At 67.4% G+C, this 21,884-nt stretch carries 24 protein-coding genes and 1 pseudogene; 14 read left to right on the top strand and 11 right to left on the bottom strand.

Going from position 1 to position 21,884, the window contains the following annotated elements:
- Nucleotides 1–67 precede the first annotated feature (67 nt).
- From GGD90_RS06030 to GGD90_RS06005, 6 genes and pseudogenes are all read left to right on the top strand, one after another.
- The gene (locus tag GGD90_RS06030) at nucleotides 68–760 is read left to right on the top strand and encodes a DUF4198 domain-containing protein (protein WP_184414975.1); all 693 of its coding nucleotides are present in this window, start codon (nucleotides 68–70) and stop codon (nucleotides 758–760) included.
- On the top strand, nucleotides 757–1,200 hold the full coding sequence (locus GGD90_RS06025) for an ABC transporter permease (RefSeq protein ID WP_153115350.1): 444 nt from the start codon (nucleotides 757–759) through the stop codon (nucleotides 1,198–1,200). The genes GGD90_RS06030 and GGD90_RS06025 overlap by 4 nt, the downstream gene beginning before the upstream one ends.
- Nucleotides 1,197–2,180, top strand: coding sequence for a transporter (locus GGD90_RS06020; RefSeq protein ID WP_153115349.1), 984 nt, complete (start codon nucleotides 1,197–1,199; stop codon nucleotides 2,178–2,180). Before GGD90_RS06025 ends, GGD90_RS06020 begins: the two co-directional genes overlap by 4 nt.
- A gap of 10 nt (nucleotides 2,181–2,190) precedes the next feature.
- Nucleotides 2,191–2,835: an energy-coupling factor ABC transporter permease gene (locus GGD90_RS06015; protein WP_153115348.1), complete on the top strand. Its 645-nt coding sequence runs from the start codon at nucleotides 2,191–2,193 to the stop codon at nucleotides 2,833–2,835.
- A complete protein-coding gene (locus GGD90_RS06010; RefSeq protein WP_221227668.1) occupies nucleotides 2,820–3,383 on the top strand; it encodes a hypothetical protein in 564 nt (187 codons plus the stop codon). The genes GGD90_RS06015 and GGD90_RS06010 overlap by 16 nt, the downstream gene beginning before the upstream one ends.
- 52 nt (nucleotides 3,384–3,435) lie before the next feature.
- Nucleotides 3,436–4,164 (top strand): annotated as a pseudogene (locus GGD90_RS06005) (energy-coupling factor ABC transporter ATP-binding protein); the annotation flags it as partial.
- A gap of 119 nt (nucleotides 4,165–4,283) precedes the next feature.
- Here GGD90_RS06005 and panD read toward each other — a convergent pair.
- The 8 genes from panD to hda all read right to left on the bottom strand — a co-directional run bounded on the left by panD (nucleotide 4,284) and on the right by hda (nucleotide 10,506).
- Nucleotides 4,284–4,664: an aspartate 1-decarboxylase gene (gene panD / locus GGD90_RS06000; protein WP_153115346.1), complete on the bottom strand. Its 381-nt coding sequence runs from the start codon at nucleotides 4,662–4,664 to the stop codon at nucleotides 4,284–4,286.
- Nucleotides 4,665–4,814: 150 nt separating this feature from the next.
- Nucleotides 4,815–5,663 (bottom strand): pantoate--beta-alanine ligase, encoded by an 849-nt coding sequence (panC, locus tag GGD90_RS05995; RefSeq protein ID WP_153115345.1) that lies wholly within the window; start codon nucleotides 5,661–5,663, stop codon nucleotides 4,815–4,817.
- Nucleotides 5,664–5,702: 39 nt separating this feature from the next.
- Nucleotides 5,703–6,527, bottom strand: a complete 825-nt coding sequence (gene panB / locus GGD90_RS05990) for a 3-methyl-2-oxobutanoate hydroxymethyltransferase (RefSeq protein ID WP_153115344.1) — start codon at nucleotides 6,525–6,527, stop codon at nucleotides 5,703–5,705.
- Nucleotides 6,528–6,635: 108 nt separating this feature from the next.
- Nucleotides 6,636–6,983 carry a DMT family protein gene (locus tag GGD90_RS05985; RefSeq protein ID WP_228273637.1) on the bottom strand — a complete coding sequence of 116 codons (348 nt, stop codon included), beginning with the start codon at nucleotides 6,981–6,983 and terminating at the stop codon, nucleotides 6,636–6,638.
- Entirely contained in the window at nucleotides 6,980–7,501 is a 522-nt protein-coding gene (folK, locus tag GGD90_RS05980) for a 2-amino-4-hydroxy-6-hydroxymethyldihydropteridine diphosphokinase (RefSeq protein ID WP_153115343.1), read from the bottom strand. Before folK ends, GGD90_RS05985 begins: the two co-directional genes overlap by 4 nt.
- 172 nt (nucleotides 7,502–7,673) lie before the next feature.
- Entirely contained in the window at nucleotides 7,674–9,062 is a 1,389-nt protein-coding gene (gene pcnB / locus GGD90_RS05975; protein ID WP_153115342.1) for a polynucleotide adenylyltransferase PcnB, read from the bottom strand.
- Nucleotides 9,063–9,088: 26 nt separating this feature from the next.
- A complete protein-coding gene (locus GGD90_RS05970; protein ID WP_153115341.1) occupies nucleotides 9,089–9,790 on the bottom strand; it encodes a histidinol-phosphatase in 702 nt (233 codons plus the stop codon).
- Nucleotides 9,791–9,837: 47 nt separating this feature from the next.
- The gene (hda, locus tag GGD90_RS05965; RefSeq protein WP_153115340.1) at nucleotides 9,838–10,506 is read right to left on the bottom strand and encodes a DnaA regulatory inactivator Hda; all 669 of its coding nucleotides are present in this window, start codon (nucleotides 10,504–10,506) and stop codon (nucleotides 9,838–9,840) included.
- A gap of 318 nt (nucleotides 10,507–10,824) precedes the next feature.
- Between hda and purM the strand changes: the two genes are divergently transcribed.
- Nucleotides 10,825–11,898, top strand: coding sequence for a phosphoribosylformylglycinamidine cyclo-ligase (gene purM, locus GGD90_RS05960; RefSeq protein WP_153115339.1), 1,074 nt, complete (start codon nucleotides 10,825–10,827; stop codon nucleotides 11,896–11,898).
- A 76-nt stretch (nucleotides 11,899–11,974) separates the two neighbouring features.
- Here the strand turns inward: purM and GGD90_RS05955 are convergent, their stop codons facing one another.
- The 3 genes from GGD90_RS05955 to mutL are packed head-to-tail and all read right to left on the bottom strand — an operon-like array spanning nucleotide 11,975 to nucleotide 15,302.
- The gene (locus GGD90_RS05955; protein WP_153115338.1) at nucleotides 11,975–12,241 is read right to left on the bottom strand and encodes a hypothetical protein; all 267 of its coding nucleotides are present in this window, start codon (nucleotides 12,239–12,241) and stop codon (nucleotides 11,975–11,977) included.
- 32 nt (nucleotides 12,242–12,273) lie between these two features.
- Nucleotides 12,274–13,266, bottom strand: a complete 993-nt coding sequence (gene miaA, locus GGD90_RS05950; protein ID WP_153115337.1) for a tRNA (adenosine(37)-N6)-dimethylallyltransferase MiaA — start codon at nucleotides 13,264–13,266, stop codon at nucleotides 12,274–12,276.
- Nucleotides 13,263–15,302: a DNA mismatch repair endonuclease MutL gene (gene mutL, locus GGD90_RS05945; RefSeq protein ID WP_221227676.1), complete on the bottom strand. Its 2,040-nt coding sequence runs from the start codon at nucleotides 15,300–15,302 to the stop codon at nucleotides 13,263–13,265. Before mutL ends, miaA begins: the two co-directional genes overlap by 4 nt.
- A 187-nt stretch (nucleotides 15,303–15,489) precedes the next feature.
- Between mutL and GGD90_RS05940 the strand changes: the two genes are divergently transcribed.
- From GGD90_RS05940 to GGD90_RS05910, 7 genes are all read left to right on the top strand, one after another.
- Nucleotides 15,490–16,128 (top strand): DedA family protein, encoded by a 639-nt coding sequence (locus GGD90_RS05940; RefSeq protein ID WP_153115335.1) that lies wholly within the window; start codon nucleotides 15,490–15,492, stop codon nucleotides 16,126–16,128.
- 11 nt (nucleotides 16,129–16,139) lie between these two features.
- On the top strand, nucleotides 16,140–16,868 hold the full coding sequence (locus GGD90_RS05935; protein WP_153115334.1) for a hypothetical protein: 729 nt from the start codon (nucleotides 16,140–16,142) through the stop codon (nucleotides 16,866–16,868).
- Complete coding sequence (gene purN, locus GGD90_RS05930; protein ID WP_153115333.1) at nucleotides 16,865–17,521, top strand: phosphoribosylglycinamide formyltransferase; 657 nt, start codon at nucleotides 16,865–16,867, stop codon at nucleotides 17,519–17,521. Before GGD90_RS05935 ends, purN begins: the two co-directional genes overlap by 4 nt.
- A gap of 1 nt (nucleotide 17,522) precedes the next feature.
- Nucleotides 17,523–18,530 carry a DUF3108 domain-containing protein gene (locus tag GGD90_RS05925; protein WP_153115332.1) on the top strand — a complete coding sequence of 336 codons (1,008 nt, stop codon included), beginning with the start codon at nucleotides 17,523–17,525 and terminating at the stop codon, nucleotides 18,528–18,530.
- A 10-nt stretch (nucleotides 18,531–18,540) separates the two neighbouring features.
- Entirely contained in the window at nucleotides 18,541–19,797 is a 1,257-nt protein-coding gene (locus GGD90_RS05920; RefSeq protein ID WP_153115331.1) for an RsmB/NOP family class I SAM-dependent RNA methyltransferase, read from the top strand.
- Nucleotides 19,794–21,206, top strand: a complete 1,413-nt coding sequence (locus tag GGD90_RS05915; RefSeq protein ID WP_153115330.1) for a mechanosensitive ion channel family protein — start codon at nucleotides 19,794–19,796, stop codon at nucleotides 21,204–21,206. The genes GGD90_RS05920 and GGD90_RS05915 overlap by 4 nt, the downstream gene beginning before the upstream one ends.
- Nucleotides 21,207–21,604: 398 nt before the next feature.
- Nucleotides 21,605–21,871: a hypothetical protein gene (locus GGD90_RS05910; RefSeq protein ID WP_153115329.1), complete on the top strand. Its 267-nt coding sequence runs from the start codon at nucleotides 21,605–21,607 to the stop codon at nucleotides 21,869–21,871.
- Nucleotides 21,872–21,884 lie beyond the last annotated feature (13 nt).

The raw sequence follows: 21,884 nt of genomic DNA, 5'->3' as shown, positions 1-21,884 counted from the left end.
ATCGCTGTTGCGCCGACGCCTGTTGTCGTATGATGTTTTTTTATTTTCTTCATACGTTGGGTGTCTCATGTCTGCACGCCTTGTTGCCGCGCTGGCTTTGCTGTCGCTGCCGGCGCTGGCGCATGACCTCTGGCTGGAAAAGGAAGGCAGTACCTACGCGCTGTATCAGGGGCACCGTCACTCGGCGCATGCCGGCGCCGAGGTCGTTCCCTACGATGCCGGGGCAGTAAAGGCGGCGATCTGCGTCGATGCTGCCGGCAAGGCAAAGCCGCTCGCGCCCGGCAAGGCCTATCCCGCGAAATTCAGCGGCGACTGCGCCACCTTGCTGAGCAGTTTCTCCACCGGCTACTGGAGCAAGACGGCGTGGGAGACGAAAAATCTCCCCAAAACCGGCATCTCCGGCGTCGTCAAAAGCTGGTACTCGGAAGAGTCGCTGAAATACCTCGATCGCTGGAGCGAGGCCGGTTCCCGGCCGGTCGGCAGCGGGCTCGAAATCACGCCGACGAGCAATCCCCTCGGGCTCAAGGCCGGCGACAAGCTGGTCGTCCTGGTGACCGACGCCGGCCAACCGGTCGCCGGTGTTCCGGTCGCCTACGCCGGCGATACGCGCGGCGCCTCGGGCGCCGATGGCCTGGTCGCCATCCGCCTGCGGCAGGGCGGCGTGCAGCTGATCGAAGCCAGCCTTGAGACGCCGCTCGCCGACGGCCGCGCCGATAGCGCGATCCGCACCGCCTCGCTGCAATTCGAGATCGCCCGGTGAGCAGCGTCTTGCGCGCTCTCGCGGCGCTGCTCTGCGCCGCGCTCCTCGCGCCGCCGGTCGCGGCGCATGAGGTGAAGCTGGAAACTCGTGAGCAGGCGGCGACCGTCGTCAGTCTGCGCTACGCCGACGGCGAGCCTTTCGCCTTTGAAGCCTACGAGCTTTATCTGCCGGGCAAGGAGACGCCCGAACAGGTCGGCCGAACCAACGCCGCCGGCGAGCTCGTTTTCCTGTCCGGGCAGCACGCCGAGTGGCGGCTGAAGGCCTTCTCGGCCGACGGCCACGGCGTCGACCAGCGGCTTCAGCTGGCGGTTCCGTCGGTGGAGGCCACCACCACCCCTGCTGCCGAGCCGCCGCGCGTCTTGCTGCTGCTTTCCGGTGCTGGCGTGCTCTTCGGTCTGTTCGGTCTCGTTCAACTCTTCCTGCGGAGAAAAGGAAAATGAAAAACAAGGTATGGGGGATTGCCGCCTTGCTGGCGCTGGCGTCGGGGCCAGCACTGGCGCACCACGGCGTTGCCGGCGTCGGCGTGGCCGGGCTGAAAGGGCCTGGCGCACCGCTCGAATCGGCGGCGTCGACGGTCTTGCCGGAAGGCAAGGCGCTGGCCTACTTCAAGGTCGACGACGCCCGTTACCGGACCTACGACTGGGCGGCACCGAACGCGAAGTACTCGCGCTTCACCATGCTTGGCCTCGGCTACGGCGTCACGCCGTGGTTCTCGCTCTACGCCTTTGTTCCCTACAACGAGAAGATCGACGAGTCCGGTGGCCAGAACTCGCGCGGCGTCGCCGACATGTCGCTGCTGGGCCAGATCGGTTTCAAGTACGACCAGGGTTTCAAACTCATTCCGAAGAACGAGAGCCTTGATGACCTCGAGGACTGGCATTTCTCGGTCTTCGGTGGCGGTACGCTGCCGACCGGCGACGCCAATCACCGCCTCGGCGACGGCAGCATCGATCCGGGCAAGTCGCTCGGTTTCGGCAAGCCCTCGTTCTCGCTCGGGCTGACCGCGAGCAAGATGTTGAGCGACAAGCTGACCCTGAGCTTCGAAGCGTCGGCGCTGCGTTTCCGCGAATACACCTACGACGACGGGCAGCGTGTGCGCTTCGGTGCGGAAAACCGCTTCAATACGGCGATCTCGTACCGTGCGCTGACGCTGCCGGACGAGAAGTTTCGCCTCGACCCAGTGCTCGAACTGCAGTATCTCGGCCTCGGTCGCGATCAGGAAGAGGGCGTCGGCGCGTCGGCGACCGGCGGCCGCATCGTCTATGCCATGCCGGGCGTACGTGCCTACTGGCAGAACATGAGCTTCGCGCTCGGCGTCAAGACGCCGGTGTGGAAACATCTGAACGAAGCCGATCTGCAGCAGGGTGCGGAAGGCCGCGAGAAATATAGAATCATCTTCTCGGCCTCACTGCTCTTCTGATCGGTAACGGATGCACATCCCCGACGGCTTCCTTTCGCCACAGACCTACCTGCCGGCCTACGCGCTCGCTGCCGCTGCCTGGGCGTGGGCGGCGCAGGGCTTGCGCGCGACGCTCGACGAAACGACCGTGCCGCGGCTGGCGATGCTCACCGCGCTGGCCTACGCGCTGGGTCTGATCATGGTGCCGATTCCCGGCGGCACTTCGGGACACGCGCTCGGCGTCGCCATCCTGGCGCTGGTATTCGGCCTGCGCGCCAGCTTCGTCGCCTACAGCCTGGTCCTGCTGCTGCAGTCGCTGCTTTTCGGTGCCGGCGGCATCACCGCGCTGGCAGTCAACGCGCTGGCGATGGGCCTGTGCGGCGCCGCTGCCGCGTTGGGCGCGCGCCGCCTGCTGTGCCGCTTCGGCGATACGGTCTCGGTGGCCGTCGCCGCCTGGCTGTCGGTGGTGGTGCCGGGAGTCATCGTCGCGCTGGTGCTTGGCGTGCAGCCTCTGATCGCGCACCAGCCCGACGGCTCGCCGCTGTTCTTTCCCTTCGGACCGGCAGTGACGCTGCCGGCGGTGCTCATCCCGCATCTGGTCATCGGCGCCGGCGAGGCGGTGCTGACGGTGCTGGTCTTTCGCTACGTTAAGGCGCGCAATTGGCCAACTTGCTGACGCCACGGGGCTGGCTGCTGCTCTATCTCGGCAGTGTGGTCGGCATCACCTTCATCCACGCGCCGCTGGTGCTGGCGGCGCTGCTGCTCGGCGCGCTGGTCTTCGCCGGCAGCCGGCGCTGGCCACTGCTGAAGAAGACTTTGCTCGCGGTACTCGTCTTCAACCTCAGCGTCAGTGTCGGCTACGCGCTGCTCGCGCTGTGGCAGGGCCGCTTCAGCGTCGATTACCTGCTGCTGGTCAATCTGCGCGTGCTGTTGCTCGTCTATCTCGGTTTCTGGTTCGTCGCCGCTGTCGATCTGCTGCCGGCGCTGGCGGGTTTCCCGCTGCTGCGCCTGATCATCACGCTGGCGATCGGGCAGATCAAGACCTTCGAGCGCGTGCTGCGCGATTTCCGCATGGCCTTCCAGAGTCGCAATCTGGTTCGTCCGCGCCTGCGCGACCGGACGCGGAATTCGGCGGCGCAGGCCGAAACCCTGTTCGACAAGTCGCTCGCCGCTGCCGGCGAAACGGCGCTGGCGATGCGCTCGCGCGGAGCCTTCGATGATTGAACTGCGCCACGTCGGCTTCTCCTGGCCCGGCGAAGCGCCGCTGCTCAAGAACATTTCCTTCTCCATTGCGCCCGGCGAGAAGCTCATCCTGCTCGGCGCCAACGGCAGCGGCAAGTCGACGCTGCTCAAGCTGCTCAACGGGCTGATCGAGCCGGACTGCGGCGATTATCTCTGGCGCGGCGAGCCGCTGACACGGGCCCGGCTGCGCGCCCCTGGTCATGCGCGTGAATTCCGCCGTGCCTGCGCGCTGCTCTTTCAGCACCCGGAAGCGATGCTGTTCAACCCGACGGTGCGTGAGGAAATCGCCTACGGTCCGCGCCAGTTGGGGCTGGCCGATATCGACGCGCGCGTCGGGCATTGGGCGCAGCAACTGGCGCTGGAGAGTCTGCTCGACAAGGCGCCCTTCCTGCTCTCCGGCGGGCAGAAGCAGAAGCTGGCGCTGGCCTGCCTCCTCGCCCTCGACCCCGAGGTGCTGTTGCTCGACGAGCCGTCGGCGAGCCTCGATCCTGCGACCGTCGGCTACCTGATCGACCTGCTGCTGCATGCCGGCAAGACGCTGATCGTCGCCACGCACAACCTGTCGCTGGCGGCCGAACTCGGCGAGCGCTGCATCGTGCTCGGTCGCGACGGTGGCGTGCTGTTCGACGGGCCGATCGGTGCGGCGCTTGCCGACATGCCACTACTGGAAAAGGCCGGGCTGGCGCATCGGCACGCACATCGGCATGCGCATCAGCATTCGGCCGTCGAACACGCGCACGTGCATGTGCACGACTGGCAGTAAGGCGTCGCGAACTTCGCTCCCACCTGAGTCGCTGGCGAGAGCAGAGATGCCGTCAGCGGCAGAATCCGGACGTAAAAAAGCCGCGAAAAACGCGGCTTTTTTTATCTGCGGCGGCTTGCTCAGGCGAGCTGGACCGGAATCCGGTGGCCGGTACGCACGATGCGGTTGAGCGCGTCGACGTAGATCAGTTTCGGCTCGTGCGCGGCGAGTTCGTCGTCGGCGAAGGCGGCGAAGCTGGCGATGATCAGGATGTCGCCGGGCGCGGCGCGCCGCGCCGCCGAGCCATTGACCGAGATGACACCCGAGCCGCGTTCGGCGCGGATGGCGTAGGTGGTGAAGCGTTCGCCGTTATTGACGTTCCAGATGTCGATCTGTTCGTTTTCGCGGATGTCGGCGGCGTCGAGCAGATCCTCGTCGATCGCGCACGAACCTTCGTAATGCAGGTCGGCGTGGGTCGTCGTGACGCGGTGCAGCTTCGACTTGAGCATGGTTCTGAACATGTTGCGATCCTCTGCGCGGAGCGGGCGGCGCAAGGGCGCCGCGGGCGAAGCGACGCATTGTAGACCCTCGTCCCGCTCTGTCAATGCCGCCGGGCTTGCGGCCACTGCGCCGCGCCTGCTCCTGGCGCGGTGCAGTTTTTCTCTGGCTGGCTAGGCGTCGGCGCCGGTCGCCGTCGCGCGAATCTCGAGGTTGTCGATCAGTCGCGTCGAACCGAGGCGGCTGGCGGCGAGGACCACCAGCGCTTCGTCGCCCGGCTGCGGCAGCGCCAGATCGGCGCGGCGGCGCAGCGCGATGTAGTCGGTCTGCCAGCCGCGAGCGTCGAGCGCTGCTGCCGTCTGCTGTTCGAGTCGCGCAAAATCGCGTTCGCCGGCGAAAACCGCGTCGCGAACGCTGCACAGCGCCTGATACAGCTGCGGCGCTTCGGCGCGTTCGGCGGCCGACAGGTACTGGTTGCGCGACGACAAAGCCAGACCGTCGTCGGCGCGCAGCGTATCGACGCCGACGATGTCGAGCGGCAGAGCCAGTTGCCCCGCCAGACCGCGCAGGATCGTCAGCTGCTGGTAGTCCTTCTTGCCGAACAGCGCGACGCGCGGCTGCACGATGTTGAAGAGTTTCAGGACGACGGTGGCAACGCCGCGGAAGTGGCCGGGACGGAAAGCGCCTTCGATCTCGTTGGCGATCACTGGCGGATCGACCTGATAGACCTGCGGCTCGGGATAGAGCTCGGCCTCGTCGGGCGCGAAAACGACGCTGACGCCGGCGGCGTCGAGGCGCGCGCAGTCGGCGTCAAGGCTGCGCGGATAACGGTCGAAATCCTCGTTCGGACCGAACTGCAGGCGGTTGACGAAAATACTCGCGACGACGGTGTCGGCGTAGGTACGTGCCGCGCTCATCAGCGCGATATGACCATCGTGCAGGGCGCCCATGGTCGGGACGAAAGCGACGTTCTTGCCGGCCAGCGCAGCGCGCAGTTCGGGGATGGTTTTGATGAGTAGCATGGTCTCGGAGGTGAAGTCCGGCGCGATGCGCGCTGGCGTTCAGTAACAGTGTTCGGGTGCGGGGAAACTGCCGTCGCGGACGGCAGCGACGTAGGCGGCGATGGCGGCGGCGATCGAGGTCTGGCCGGCCATGAAGTCCCTGACGAAGCGAGCCTTGCGCCCGGCCGAGATGCCGAGCATGTCCTGCAGCACGAGCACCTGGCCCGAACAGTCGACGCTGCCGCCGATGCCGATGCTCGGAATCGACAGGCGGCGCGCGGCTTCACTGGCGAGTGCTGCCGGAACTGCCTCGATGACGATCAGCGCGGCACCGGCTTCCTGCTGCGCCAGCGCATCGGCCATGAAGCGGGCGGCGCCGTCAGCATCGCGGCCCTGTATGCGGTAACCGCCAAACTGGTGCACCGACTGCGGCGTCAGGCCGATGTGCGCACACACCGGAATGCCGCGCGTGCTCAGAAACTGCGTCGTCTCGGCCATGTTCACGCCGCCTTCGATCTTCACCATCTGCGCGCCGGCGACCATCAGCGCCGCGGCGTTGCGGAAAGCCTGCTGCGGACTTTCCTGAAAGCTGGCGAACGGCAGGTCGGCGATGATCAGCGGCCGCTGGCTGCCACGCACGACGGCGCCGACGTGATAGACGATGTCGGCCACCGTCACCGGTAGCGTCGAGTCGTGGCCCTGCACGACCATGCCGAGCGAGTCGCCGATGAGCAGCGCGTCGACGCCGGCGGCGTCGCACAGGCCGGCAAAACTGGCGTCGTAACAGGTCAGCATGGCGATCTTCTCGCCGGCGCTGTGCATCCTGGCGAGGTCGACGTGCGTCAGGCGGCGGCGCGGCGCGTCGCCCGGAACATGGACGGACATAGGGTCATTCTCCCCGGTTTGAGGGTTCGCAGGCAGTGCGCATCGGATCGATGCGTGGAACGGTCGCTGGCGCTGCCTGGTCGCGGCAAGGGCAGCGGCAGCACGCAATCATGAGCGGAAGATGAAATAGACGGCGCCAAGGATACACAGAGCCGCCCACAGATAGTCAAGCTTCAGCGGTTGCTGCATGTAGAAGACGACGAAAGGTACGAAGATCGCCAGCGTGATCACTTCCTGCATGATCTTCAGTTGTGCCAGCGACAGTTCGCTGGCACCGATGCGGTTGGCCGGCACCTGCAGCATGTATTCGAACAGCGCAATGCCCCACGACACCAGCGCGGCAATCCACCACGGCCGGTCGGACAGATTTTTCAGGTGCGCGTACCAGGCGAAGGTCATGAAGACGTTTGACGCGGCGAGCAGCAAGCCGGTCTGCCACAGCACCGGCAGTGTCACTCGGCGAGCCTCTCGATGCGCTGGCTGGCGACGGCCGGCAGCCAGGCAGCGGCCAGCCCGCGGCGCGGGATGCGGCTGTCCGGGGCGATTTCGACCAGCGGCTGGATGACGAAAGCGCGCAGGTGCATGCGCGGATGCGGCAGGCTGAGAAGCACGTCGTCGACACAGACCTCGTCGAGGCATAGCTGGTCGACCAGCAGCAGGTCGAGGTCGAGCGTGCGCGGCGCGTTGCGGCCGGCGCGGCGCCGCCCGAAACGCGCTTCGATGGCGAACAGCTCATTGAGCAGCGCGTGCGGCGACAGCGTCGTTGCCAGTTCGGCGACGGCGTTGACGTAGTCGGGCTGGCGCTCATTGCCGACATCGACCGGCGCGCTGCGATAGAGCGACGAGACGCGCAGCAGGCGGCTGTCTGGCAGTTCTGCCAGCGCCGCGGCGGCGGCTTTCAGCTGCGCGGCCGGATCTTCAAGGTTGGCGCCGAGGGCAACGAAGGCGCGGCGGGTCGGTGGTGTGTCGGTCATGTCGGAAAGATGCGGTTCACGGGGCGCCGCCGGCTCTGCGTGCGCAGCGCCTTGGCATTTGCCCTTGACGGTCGGCGGCGGGATGGAGCCTTGGCAGCGCGCAGTTTTTTCGGGAGCGTTTGTGGCGGCAGGAAGCGGCTGCGCCGAGGGTCGGTGCGCTGCGGGCGAGCGCTCAGTACGCTTCGCCCGCGTCGACCGCTGCCGGCGTGGCGGCGTCGCTGCCACCACCAGCCGGCTTGCGTTTGCGCCGCCGGCGTTTCTTCACCTCATCGGCGCGCGGCGGCTGCAGCAGCGCGGCGCGGCTCTCGCCGTCGGCGTCCATGAAGGCTTCCCACCAGCTGACGATTTCGCTGTCGATCTCGCCGGCTTCGCTGCGCAGTTGCAGGAAGTCCCAGGCGGCGCGGAAGCGCTGGTGTTCGAGCAGCGCGTAAGGGCGCTTGCCCGAGCGTTGCTCGAAGCGCGGCTGCAGCGCCCAGATTTCCTTGATGTCGCCGGCGATGCGGCGGGTGATGGCGAGGCTTTCCGCTTGCGTGTCGAGCACTTCGTCCATGGCCACGAACAAGGCCGGAATCGGCCGTTCGCCGGCCGCCTGCAGTTTCTGCCAGCGTGCCACCGTCTGCTGCCAGAGCAGCGTGGCGAAGAGGAATCCCGGCGAGATCGGCTTGCCTTCGCGCACGCGCCGGTCGGTGCTGTCCAGTGCCAGTTCGACGAAGCGCTCGCCCTGTGGTTGTTCGAGGACGACATCGAGCAACGGCAGCAGGCCGTGGTGCAGTCCTTCGTCGCGCAGCTGCGTCAGGCAGCGCAGCGCATGCCCCGAACTGAGCAGCTTGAGCATTTCGTCGAACAGCCGCGATGGCGGCACGTTCTCGATCAGCGGCGCCAGTTCGCGGATCGGCCGCCGCGCCGCCGGGTCGATCGACAGGCCGAGCTTGGCCGCCAGCCGCGCGGCGCGCAGCATGCGCACCGGATCTTCGCGGTAGCGCGTCACCGGGTCGCCGATCATGCGCAGGGTTTTCTGTTCGAGGTCGGCGACGCCGTGGTGGAAGTCGATGATCGTTTCAGCAACCGGGTCGTAATACAGGGCATTGACGGTGAAGTCGCGGCGCGCGGCATCCTCGGCGTGCGTGCCGAAGACGTTGTCGCGCAGCACGCGGCCATGCGCGTCGGTCTGCGTGTCGTCGTCGTGCGGGCCACGGAAGGTGGCGACCTCGATCGTCTCGGCGCCCATCAGCACATGCACGATCTGGAAGCGGCGGCCGATGATGCGCGAGCGGCGGAAGCACTGGCGCACCTGCTCGGGCGTCGCGTTGGTGGCAACGTCGAAGTCCTTGGGCGTGATGTCGGCGAGCAGGTCGCGCACCGCGCCGCCGACGACGTAGGCCTTGTAGCCTTGCTGTTGCAGCGTTTCGACGGTGCGTCGGGCGCCGCTGCTCAGGCGCTCGCGGTGGATGCCGTGGCGCGCGGCCGGAATCAGCGCCGGGCCGTCGTCGGGGCGGGCAGGCGTCGTCGGGGCGGTGGCGGCACGCGGGCCGAAAACACGGTGGATCAGTTTGCGAATCATTTTGGGTCCGGCAGAAAGGGCGAGGCTCAGGGGCGCAGGCTGATCGTCAGCCAGCCCTTGGCCTGTGCCGCCGCCGCCAGGCGTGCGTCGGGATCGACGGCTACCGGGTGGCTCGCCCAGTCAAGCAGCGGCAGGTCGTTGTGCGAATCGCTGTAGAACCAGCTGCGTGCGAAGCTGCCGCGCCACAGGCCGAGCGTTTCCAGCCAGGCGTTGACGCGCGTTACCTTGCCTTCGCGGAAAGAAGGTTCGCCGCGCGGTTTGCCGGTGAAACGGCCATCCTCCTGCGCCGGGATCGTTCCGATCAGGTGCGGGATGCCGAACTCTCGGGCGATCGGCCCGGTGACGAAACTGTTGGTGGCGGTGACGATGGCGCACAGCGCGCCGCGTTCGCGATGCGCGCGCACCAGCGCGCGGGCGCGCTCGCCGATCAGCGGCAGGATGCGCGTCGCCATGAATTCGCGGTGCCAGGCGTCGAGTTGCGCGCGTTCATGGCGCGCCAGCGGACGCAGCTGGAAGTCGAGGAACTCGAAGATGTCGAGCGTGCCGTCGACGTATTGCTGGTAGAAATCACGATTCTTCGCGGCGTGCAGTTCGCCGTCGATGACGCCGCGGCCGATCAGGAATTGTGCCCACTCGAAGTCGCTGTCGCCGGAAAGCAGCGTGTTGTCGAGGTCGAAGAGCGCGAGTTCGCGGCCATCGAGGGGAGGTAGCGTCAGGTCTGATGTCATGCGTTTGGGCGGTATTGGACTTTGGCTGGGGGCGGATGGCGGGCAGTTCACGCTTCGGGCGTGTTGTGCAGCACCTCGCGCAGCAGCGGCAGGGTGATCGGGCGCTGGTGTTCGAGCGAGTAACGGTCAAGCGCAACGAGGATCGCTGCAAGGCTGCGCATGTCGCGCGGCGCGCGCGCCAGCAGGTAGGGAAACCCCTCGGGCGGCAGGCGCAGGCCGCGCGCGGCGGCTTGCGCCGCCAGTGCGGCGATTTTTTCGGCGTCGCTCAGTGCATGCACGCGAAAAACCAGTCCCGAGCCGAGGCGCGTGCGCAGGTCTTCGCGCAAGGCGAGGCGCAGCGGCGGTTCGTTGCCGGCGGCGAGCAGGGCACCACCGCTGGCGCGCAACCTGTTGAATGCATTGAATAATGCGATCTGTCCGTCGGCGTCGAGCGCTTCCACATTGTCGACCGCCAGACGGCCGCCGCTGCGTGTATCGTCTTCGGCCAGCGTGCGCAAGGCTGGATCGCTGGCGGCGTCGAAGTACGGTGCTGCGATGGCGCGCAGCAGGTGCGTCTTGCCGGCGCCGCCATCACCCCACAGGTAGAGGCAGGTTTCCTCGTTGGCCGGCAGCAGCCAGCGGCGCAGGCCGGCGAGTACCTCGCCGTTGCTGCCGGCGACGAAATTGTCGAGGCTCGGCGCGGCATCCGGCAGCAGATCGAGGATGAGTTGACGCATCAGGGCGCAGGCGGCAGGTTGTTCGGGCGGGAGGGTCGTTCGGCAGCGAGGATTTCAGGAACGGCGGATCAAACAAGGCGGCTCGGCAGCGGCGGGGCCTTCGGCCCGGTGAGTCTCGTCGCGCGCGGGTGGCGCCTGCGCTGCCCGGTGTTGCACGCGGCACTACCATGACGGCGGATGAAGGTCCGGCGGCCGTTCGGCGCGTCGCCGACATTTCGGATAAAATCGCGGCTTTTCAAGCTTGCCGCTTTTATCAACCGGGCGGCGTGTGCGGCAGCATTCTATCACTCGCCGGCCCTGCTCGGGACGCTTCCCAAGATGACCCAGGAATTCAACTCCACCCCGCCCGCGGGCTCCCTCTCCTACCGTGACGCCGGCGTCGATATCGATGCCGGTGACGCCCTCGTCGAGCGCATCAAGCCGCTGGCGAAGAAGACGATGCGCGAGGGCGTGCTCGCCGGCATCGGCGGCTTCGGTGCGCTGTTCGAGGTGCCCAAGCGCTACCGCGAGCCGGTGCTCGTTTCCGGCACCGACGGCGTCGGCACCAAGCTGCGCCTCGCCTTCGAGCTCAACCGCCACGACACGGTCGGCATCGACCTCGTCGCCATGAGCGTGAACGACATCCTCGTGCAGGGCGCCGAGCCGCTGTTCTTCCTCGACTACTTCGCCTGCGGCAAGCTCGACGTGGCGACCGCGGCGGCGGTTGTCGGCGGTATCGCGCGTGGCTGCGAAGACGCCGGCTGTGCGCTGATCGGCGGCGAAACCGCTGAAATGCCCGGTATGTACCCGGCCGGCGAATACGACCTCGCCGGTTTTGCCGTCGGCGCCGTCGAAAAATCCGAAATCATCAGCGGCGCCGGCATCGTTGCCGGTGATGTCGTCATCGGCCTGCCGTCTTCCGGCGCGCACTCGAACGGCTATTCGCTGGTGCGCAAGATCATCGAGCGCTCGCATTCCGAGCTCGACGCGCCTTTCGACGAAGTCGACGGCAAGTCGCGCACGCTCGCCGACGCGGTGATGGCGCCGACGCGCATCTACGTCAAGCCGCTGCTGGCGCTGCTGCGCGCGCTGCCGGTCAAGGGCATGGCGCACATCACCGGCGGCGGCCTCACCGAAAACGTGCCGCGCGTGCTGCCCGACGCCGTCAAGGCAGTGATCGATTCGGCCAAATGGCAACGGCCGAAGCTGTTCGACTGGCTGCAGCGCGAAGGGCAGGTTGCCGATTCCGAGATGCACCGCGTCTTCAACTGCGGCATCGGCATGGTCGTCATCGTCAGCCCGGACAACGTCGCTGAAGCGCTGCGCCTGCTCGTCGAGGCCGGTCAGCCGGCGTACGAGATCGGTGTCGTCGAGGCGCGTGCCGCAGGTGAAGCGGCGACGATCGTCGTCTGACCCGGTCGGAACCGACGAAAAAGGCGGCGCGAGCCGCCTTTTTTATTGCCCGTCACGAGCGCGGTGCAGTCGCAGCTCAGTCGTGCCGTTCCGGGAACGACGGCGTCAGACCCTCGAACAGGGCGCGGAAAGCCTCGCGCATCTGCTGCTCGCTACAGCCCATGAGCAGGCCGTCGTCGAAGGCGTCCTGCGCCAGTTGCTGCAGCTCGTTGAAGTTCTCGTTGAGCAGGCGGATCTTTTCGACACAGGCGATGACGCTGCCGTCGGGACGGTGCCAGGTTTTCGGCGGCTCGCCGCCAGCCGGCTTGCTGCCGGCGCTGTTTCCGGGGATGTTTTCGCTCATGGGGCTCCTTTCCTGTGCCGGGCGGCGGGCGCTCAGTGCGCGGCCGCGCCTTCGAGAAACTGTGCGACGCGTTCGCCGACGCGAACTTCCACGTCGGCGGCGAGGCAGTCGACCATTTCCGGGCGCAAGGTGTTGTTCATCCAGGTGAGTTGTCGTTTGGCCAGCTGGCGCGTGGCGGCGCTGCCGCGCGCGACCAGTTCGCTGCGCGGGAACTGCCCGTCCTGCGCTTCCCAGACCTGACGATAGCCGACGCAGCGCATCGACGGCAGATCGGCGTGCAGGCGGTAGCGCTGGCGCAGCGCGGCGACTTCGTCCTCGAGGCCGGCGGCGAGCATCGCCGTGAAGCGCGCGCCGATGCGTTCGGCGAGCACGCTGCGCAGCGCCGGCAGCAGACCGAGCGCGAGAAAGCGGGCGGCGGGCGCCACCGCGGCTTCGCGCGCCAGCAGCGCCGACATCGGCTCGCCGGTCAGCCGGCAGATTTCGAGTGCGCGCTGGATGCGCTGCGAGTCCTTGGGCGCCAGCCGCGCCGCCGTTGCCGGGTCGAGTGCTGCGAGTTCGGCGTGCAGCGCCGGCCAGCCGCGCGCGGCGGCGTCTTGATCGATGGCCGCACGCAGGTCGGCGTCGGCCTGCGGCAGTTCGGCCAGACCGCCAAGTAGCGCGCGAAAGTAAAGCATGGTGCCGCCAACGAGCAGCGGCACGTGGCCGCGCGCGGCGATGTCGGCGATCAGTGCGCGTGCGTCGGCAACGAAGCGCGCGGCCGAATACGCTTCCTCGGGTGAGATCAGGTCGACCAGATGGTGCGGAAAAGCGGCGAGCGTCGCTCCGTCGGGCTTGGCCGTGCCGATGTTCATGTCGCGGAAGACCAGCGCCGAGTCGACGCTGACGATTTCGAGCGGGAAGCGTTGCGCCAGCGCGATCGCCAGCGCCGTCTTACCGCTCGCCGTCGGCCCCATCAGCAGGATCGCCGGCGGCAGCGCCGCGGTGTCTGGCGCTGCCGAGTGCGCCGGAGCGTGTGCCGTGCTCATCGGCCGCGCAGGAAGAGCTTGTCGAGTTCGGCGAGCGACAGCTGCGTCCAAGTCGGCCGACCGTGGTTGCATTCGCCGCCGCGCTCGGTGGCTTCCATCTGACGCAGCAGGGCGTTCATTTCCGGCAGCGCTAGCTGGCGATGCGCGCGCACCGCGCCGTGGCAGGCCATCGTCGCCAGCAGTTCGTTGCGCCGCGCGGCCGATAGCTGGCTGACGCCGTGCTCGCGCAGTTCGCCGAGCAGCGCCCGCGCCAATGCCGTCGGGTCGGCGCCGGCAAGCAGTGCCGGCACGCCGCGCACGGCGAGTTGCGTCGGCCCGAGCGGCGCGATGTCGAAGCCGAGTGCGGCCAGCGCGTCGGCGTGTTCCTCGGCGGCAGCGACGTCGAACGCGTCGGCGGCAAAGACAGCGGCGATGAGCAGCGCCTGCGTCGCCGGCGGCCGGCCGTCAAACGCCGCTTTCAGCCGTTCGTAGAGGATGCGCTCGTGCGCCGCGTGCATGTCGACGAGTACCAGCCCGTTGGCGTTCTGCGCCAGCAGATAGATACCGTGTACCTGACCGATGGCAAAGCCGAGCGGCGGCGCCGCGTCGCCGACCGAGGGGACGGCAGCGCGGGGCGAAGACACGTCAGCCGGCGAGGCGGCGGTAACGCCTGGTGTGGCCTGGGCGTCGCCTTCCTCTGTGCCGGCTGCGCTGCGCGCGCTGGCCGCGAAGGCGAGATAGGCGGCAGTCGCCGGCTCCTTGGCGCGCGGCGTGTGGCCGTCGCCAGCGCGGAAGAAATTCGCCGTGCCGGAATCGGGTGCAGCTTCGTTCCCGGCAGCCGGGTGTGGCCTGAGCGCTGGCGTGTAGCCGCCGCTGGCGTAGGACGGCAGCTTGCCGAGACCGTAATCGCTGCTGCCGGCGTGTCCGCCACGCGTGACGGCAGCGGCTTGCGGGCGGGAAAAGCCGGCGCCGAAACCTTCGCTGCCCGTCGTGCCCGCAGTCTCGCTGGCATCCGCGCTCGTCGTCTCGCCGCCAAGCAGATGCGCCGGCGTCGCCGCCAGCGCGCGCTGCACGGCGTGGAAAGCGAATTGGTGCACGCTGCGCGCGTCGCGAAAGCGCACTTCGGTTTTTGCCGGATGCACGTTCACGTCGACCGCCGCCGGGTCGATGTCGATGAACACGCAGTAGGCCGGCTGCCGGCTGCCGTGCAGCTGGTCGCGATAGGCTTCGCGCAGCGCGTGCGCCAGCAGCTTGTCGCGCACGAAGCGGCCATTGACGTAGCAGTACTGCGCGTCGGCGCGCGTGCGCGCCTGTGCCGGCAGGCCGACGCGACCGCTCAGTCGCAGGCCGCCGGCCGCCGCCTCGAGCGCACGCGATTCGCCGAGAAAGTCTTCGCCGAGCAGCGCCGCGGCGCGACCGGCAGCATCGCTCGCCGGCAGATGCAGGCCGCTACGGCCGTTGTGCGACAGTGTGAAGGCGACCTGCGGATGCGCCAGCGCGATGCGGCGAACGGCTTCGGCGCAGTGCGCGTATTCGGTCGCTTCGGCCTTGAGGAATTTCCGCCGCGCCGGCGTGTTGCGGTAGAGCTCGCGCACTTCGATCATGGTGCCGGCGGCGAGCGCCGCGGGCTCGGGTTCGCTGGCGGTTTCGTCGCGCGCGCGCAGGCGCCAGGCGTGTGCCGCGTCGCGCTGCCGGCTGCTGATGGCGAGATCGGACACGGCGGCGATCGACGCCAGCGCCTCACCACGGAAGCCGAGCGTGCCGACGCGTTCGAGGTCGTCGAGCGAGGCGATCTTCGAGGTGGCGTGCCGCGTCAGCGCCAGCGCCAGTTCGTCGCGCGCGATGCCGCAGCCGTTGTCGATGACGCGGATCAGGTCGACGCCGCCGCCTTCGAGCTGCACGGTGAGCGTCGTGGCGCCGGCGTCGAGCGCGTTTTCGAGCAATTCCTTGAGCGCCGACGACGGCCGTTCGACCACCTCGCCGGCGGCGATCTGGCTGATCAGCAGGTCGGGCAGGCGCTGGATCTGCCTTCGCCCCGGCGTCGACGCCGGGGCCATGGTTTCGGCCTGGGGAAGGGTTTCGGGCAAATCGGACATGGTGCGATTATCGCCGATGTCGCCAGCCGGCACTAATCAGCGGCTGCTGCCTGAGCCAATCGCATATTCGGTTAGAATCGGCCGGCCGCGTTTGCCGCGGCGGGCGGGCCGCGGCCATCGGCGGTGTTGGCACGGAAACTCCTGGCTGATGGAATATCTCGCCACCTTTGTCGATATCGTCCTGCATCTCGACCGTCATCTCGAACTCTTGGTGCAGCAGTACGGCATGTGGATCTACGCGATCCTCTTCGCCGTCATCTTCAGCGAGACCGGTTTTGTCGTCACGCCCTTCCTGCCCGGCGATTCGCTGCTCTTCGTCGCCGGCGCGCTGGCAGCGCTCGGCGGCATGGACATCGGCCTGCTGATGATCGTGCTGACGCTGGCGGCGATCTTCGGCAACACGCTCAACTACCAGATCGGCCGCTATCTCGGGCCGCGCGTTTTCCACTGGGAAAGCTCGCGCTTTTTCAACCGCGCCGCGCTTGAGCGAACGCACGCCTTCTACGAGAAGCATGGCGGCAAGACGCTGGTGCTGTCGCGCTTCCTGCCGCTGCTGCGCACTTTTGCGCCCTTCGTCGCCGGCATCGGCGCCATGCACTGGGGACGTTTCCAGATATTCAACATCGTCGGTGCGCTGGCCTGGGTGGGGTCGCTGACCCTCGTCGGCTACTGGTTCGGCAACCTGCCGTGGATCCGCCAGAATCTGACGCTGGTCATTGTCGGCATCATCGGCGTTTCGCTGCTGCCGGCCTTGTTCGCCTGGCTTTCGCAGCGGCGCGCGGTCTGAGCGGAAACGCCATGCTCGCTGGACGCGCCGCAGTCACCGTTTGCGCGCTGCTGGCGGTCTTGCTGGTGGCCGCTTGCGCGACCAAGGTCGGTCGCGATGGCAGCCGTACGGTCGAGGTGCATCCGCGTTACATCGCCAAGACCGACATCGACCGCAGCCTCGACGCCAGCCGGCGCGAAGTGGTTTACGGCCTGCGTCGCCTGACCGAAAAGCTCTACAAACGCAATCCGCGCGAATGGCGCAAGGCCAGCCAGCCGAGCCTCGAGGCGGCGGTCGATCGGCTGTTCTCCGGGCGCGGCGGCCTTGCCGAACTCGAGGGCCGGCAGGAAGGCGCCGCGGCGATGCTCGCCTTCAGCGCCGACTACAACGGCGACCGCGTGCTGGCACTTGTCGCCGGTCTGCTCGGCATGGTCGATGCCGCTTTCGAGCACAAGGACGATTTCTACGTGTTCGACGACCTCGATGCGCAGAAGCTTTACAATTGCGCCCGCAATATCGAGATCGCGCTGTGGAAACTGTCCTCGGCGCGCGCCGCCGATGGTGAGCCTTTCCTGCTCGCCAATGATCTGGATCCGCGCCATCCGAACCTCAGCTTCGAGCGCGAGTTTGGTCGCCTGATCGGCGTCCTCGATCTCCTTTCCGGCATCATCGCCGACAAGAACGGCCGCGCCCTGTCGCGGTTCACGCAAAGCGTCGCCACCGCGGTCTTCCTGCCGGTGGGGGCATTGGGCTTCAGATGAAATCGATCGTCATCCTCATTTCCGGGCGCGGCAGCAACATGACGGCGCTGCTCGACGCCGTTGCCAGCGGCGAGTTGCCGCTGCGCGTCGCCGCCGTCATCAGCAATCGTGCCGACGCCGGCGGACTGGCTGTCGCTGCCGCCGCAGGCGTGCCGACCTGCGTGCTCGAACATCGCGGTTTCGCCAGCCGTGCCGACTTTGACGCGGCGCTGGCAGAGCGGATCGACGCGTTCGCGCCCGATCTCGTCGTCCTCGCCGGCTTCCTGCGCATTCTCGGCGACGACTTCGTCAATCACTTTGCCGGCCGCCTGCTCAACATTCACCCTTCGCTGCTGCCGGCTTTCCCGGGTCTTGATACGCACCGCCGGGCGCTCGCCGAGGGCGTGCGCGTGCATGGCTGCACGGTGCATTTCGTGACGCCGGCGCTCGACCACGGACCGATCATCGTGCAGGCGGCGGTGCCGGTCGTCGATGGCGACGACGAGGACAGCCTCGCGGCGCGTGTCCTTGCCGCCGAGCATCGCGTCTACCCGCTGGCCGTGCGCTGGTGGGCCGAGGGCCGCCTGCATCTGGAGAGCGGACGCGTGCGCGTCGATTCGTCGCCGGCTGATGTGCCGCCGACGCTGATCGTGCCGGCCGCCGCGCGCACATGAAATGCCACTGGCGCTGATCGCCGCCTTCGTCGCCTCACTCGGCGCGCACGCGCTGGCGCTGTTCCTGCCCGATGTCGATCTGTCGACGGCGCCGTCGCCGCCGACGCTGGTCGCGGAAATCGAACCCGTCGCGGCACCGGCGCGCGTTGCCCCGCCAGCGCGCAGCACACCACGCAAGCGCCACTCGCCGGCAAAGCCCGCTGTGCCAACGCCTGCGGCGCCCTTGCCGGCCGGCGTCGCGCAGCTGACTGCTGCCGCCGGTGAAGCCGCGGCGCCAGTGGCAACCGAAGAGAGTCATGATGGCGCTGCCAGTGTGCCGGGCGATGACGCGAGTACGTCGTCGCAGGGGGCTGAGGCCACCGCCGATGCGGTCGCCAATCGCCTGCCGGCCGAAGGAACGATCTCTTATCGCGTCTATCGCGGCACGCGCGGGCTTGAAGTCGGTCATTCGACGCATACCTGGCGGATCGCCGACGGCGCCTATCGCATCAGCGCGCTGACCGAAACCAGCGGCTTGGCGGCCTTTTTCAAACCGCTGCAGATCGCGCTGGAAAGCCGCGGCCTGTTCGACGCTGCCGGCTATCATCCCGAGTCTTTCGCCGTCCGGCGCAACGGCGCCGAGACGCGCGAGCGCGCCGATTTCGACTGGTCGGCAGGAACCGTGCGCGTCGGCGACCGGCCGGCCGAAGCACTGGCAGACGGCGCGCAGGACCTGCTGTCTTTCCATTACCAGCTCGCCTTCCTGCCGCAGCTGGCGGGCGTCAATGTCATGCCGATCGCCACCGGCAAGAAGTTCGAGCGCTACCGTCTTGAGGCGGTCGGCGACGAAGAGATCGAGACGCCGGCCGGCCGTTTTCAGACGCTGCACGTGCGCGCGCCGGGCGACAATACGACCGATCTGTGGCTGGCGCGCGAGCGCTGGCTGCTGCCGGTTAAAATCCGCTATACCGACCGTCACGGCGACAGCTTTGAAGAGCTGGCCGACGTGATCCACACCAGTTCCGACTAGAAGCCCACCGATGCCCATTTCTCCTGCTGTCTTTGCCCGTGCCGAAGCCGTTCTCGGCGAACTGCTGCGCTTTGCCGCGCCTGCTGACGCGACGCTGTCGCAGTATTTCCGTCGCCATGGCGAACTCGGCCGCGCCGATCGCGCCTTCGTCGCCGAGACGACTTTTGCCGTCCTACGCCGGCGGCGTTCGCTGACTGCTCGCTGCGGCGACGACGTCACCTCGCGCCGCCTGCTGCTCGCTTCGCTGGCCTGTGTGCAGGGACTCAACCGGCGTGAGCTTGAATCGCTGCTGCGCGAATCGGAAACGAAGTGGCTGGCCGAAGCCAAGGCGGTGAAGCTTGCCGACCTGCCGCCTCCGGTGCGCTGCGACCTGCCCGACTGGCTGTACGAGATGCTCGTCGCGCAGATGGGCGAGGCGGCGGCCGAAGCGCTGGCCGAAGCGAGCAAGCATTCGGCGCCGCTCGACCTGCGCGTCAATCCGCTCAAAGCCGAGCGCGAGGCGGTACTGGCGCGGCTGGCCGAAGACGGCATTGCCGGCGTGGCAACGCCTTTCTCGCCGCTCGGCATCCGCCTCGCCGGCAAGCCGGCGCTGGCCAGACACCCTTTGTTTCTCGACGGCAGCGTCGAGGTGCAGGACGAGGGCAGCCAGCTGCTCGGCTATCTGGTGCAGCCGAAGCGCGGCGAGATGGTCGCCGATTTCTGTGCCGGTGCCGGCGGCAAGACCCTGCTGCTCGGCGCGCTGATGCGCTCGCAGGGCCGTCTCTACGCCTTCGACGTTTCGGCACCGCGTCTGGCGGCGTTGAAGCCGCGTCTGGCGCGCTCGGGACTGTCGAACGTGCATCCGGTGCGTATCGAATCCGAACGCGACGCGCGCGTGCGCCGGCTGGCCGGCAAGCTCGATCGTGTGCTGGTCGACGCGCCGTGCTCGGGCCTCGGCACGCTGCGCCGCAACCCCGACCTGAAGTGGCGGCAGACGGCGAAAGCGATCGCTGAACTGGCGGTGAAGCAGGCGTCGATCCTCGCCGCGGCATCGACGCTGGTGAAACCCGGTGGTCGTCTCGTCTATGCGACCTGCAGCCCGCTGGCGGCGGAAAACGACGTCATCGTCGACGCCTTCCTCGCCGCGCATCCCGAGTTTGTTCCGCTCAACGCCGGCGAGGTGCTGCGCGCGCAGGGTATTGCCATCGAGGCCGGCGAACGCTTGCGCCTGTCGCCGCTGGAGCAGGGCGTCGACGGCTTCTTCGCGGCGGTGCTGGAACGTCGATGAACGAGCGCGAGCTTTTTTCGCTGCTGCGCGGCATCTGGCGCGAGCTGCAGGAGCCCGATGCCTGGTGGCAATTCGTCGCGCTGTTTGCCAGCCTGGCCATCGCCTGGTGGCTGACGCGGCTGCTGCGCCAGTATTCGCGCGACGCCAGCGGCGAGCGCAGCGCACTGCGCGAGTTCGGCGAGAGCGGTCTGCGCCGCGTTTCCTTCCCTCTGCTGGCTCTCGCGCTGGTGTTGCTGGCGCGTGCCGCGCTGCAGCCTTGGTGGGGACACGTCGGCATGATCGATCTGGCGGTGCCGCTGCTGCTCTCGCTGGCCGTGGTGCGCGTCACCGTCTATGTGCTGCGGCGGGCTTTTGCGCCGAGCGGCTGGCTGGCCGCTTCCGAGCGCTTCTTCGCCCTCACCGTCTGGTTGTGTCTGGCGCTCTACATCACCGGGCTGTCCGATCCGCTGATCGACATGCTCGAACAGGTGACGTTCAGCGTCGGCAAGCAGCGGCTGGATCTGTGGGTGGTCCTGCACGCTGCCGTTACCGTGCTGGCGACGCTGCTCATCGCGCTGTGGGCCGCCGGTTTTGTCGAGCAGCGTCTGCTGCGCGCGCAGGATATGGACTCGAACGTGCGTGTTCTCTTCGCGCGTCTCGCCAAGTCGCTGCTGTCGCTGGTCGCGCTGCTGTTCAGCCTGTCGCTGGTCGGCATCGACATCACTGCGCTGTCGGTGTTCGGCGGCGCGCTTGCCGTCGGCCTCGGCTTCGGTCTGCAGAAGATCGCCAGCAATTACGTCAGCGGCTTCATCATTCTGCTCGACCGCTCGATCCGCATCGGCAACGTCATCGCCGTAGACGCGACAACTTCCGGTGTCGTCACCCAGATCACCACGCGCTATACGGTCGTCAATACGCAGACGGGCTCGGAGGTGATCATTCCGAACGAGTATCTGGTCAGCAACATCATCCAGAACCGCTCGTTCACCGACTCGCGCGTGCGCGTCGCCGTACAGGTGCAGATCGCCTACGACGCCGATATCGATCTGGCGATGCAGCTAATGACCGAGGTGGCGAATGCGCAGTCGCGCACGCTCGCTGATCCGCCAGCGCGTGTGCTGCTGACGCAGTTCGCCGACAGCGGTCTGAATCTTGAACTGGGCTTCTGGATCGGCGATCCGGAAGCGGGGTCGGCGAACATCCGCTCCGACGTCAGTGTTGCCGTATTGCGGGCTTTTCGCGCACACGGCATCGAGATTCCCTTCCCGCAGCGCGAAGTGCGTTTGCTCGGTCAGCCGGTGGTCTGTGCGGCAACGAGCTTGGAGGCGAGCGCTGCGCCGTCGCCAGCCGCCACGGCCGAGCTTTCTGCGACTCCCCCGGCAGCGCCTGCGGCGCCGGTCAAGCCGCCGCCATCGCCAACGCCGAAATAGCGGCGGGCATCCGGCACCGCTGCCGCGCTGGCGTGGCGAACAGGCGAAAAAAATCCCGCAAACTCTGGTGTTTGCGGGATTCAAGCCGTGTCGGGGGCGACTTGGCATCAGGGAGGTTCAACAATTACCGCTAGCGCTGCTACGTGTACGGCTTTGATCTTAGACGCCTTCACCCGGCCAGTCTGTTGTGCTTGCGCATCTCTTTTGTGACGGCGCGTGTCGCGGAGGCGAAAAAAATCCCGCGAGCATTCGCTTCACGGGATTCAAATCCCGTCGGGGGACGGGAATCAGGGAGGGTCAAACATTGCCAGCGCGGGGGACGCCGAGACAACGCCTGCATTCTAAGCGTGCGAGGGCTTCACGTATGTTGCATGTTTTTGGCTTTTTTGTGACGGCATGTGCTCGAATATGTCGTTTTTGGTTTTTTGAAGTTTGTGGCTTTTTCCTCGCGAGTGCTCGCGACGAAAGCCGGGCTTTTGCAAAAGAGGGCGAAAAAAATCCCGCGGTTGATTCGCCGCGGGATTCAAAACCCATCAGGGGGATGGGCTATCAGGGAGGTTCAAACAATTGCCAGCGAGGGGGCGCTGAAGCAATGGAAGAATTGTACTGCCGGGCTGCTGGCTGCTTCTGTTGTGCTTTTGGGGCGCTTCGGTGACGGGCTGTAACGGCAAGGCTTTG

The sequence above is a fragment of the Rhodocyclus tenuis genome (assembly GCF_014197755.1).
GTDB lineage: Bacteria > Pseudomonadota > Gammaproteobacteria > Burkholderiales > Rhodocyclaceae > Rhodocyclus > Rhodocyclus tenuis.
Note: the sequence above shows the minus strand (reverse complement) of the source record. Positions and strands in the feature narration are given on the sequence as shown.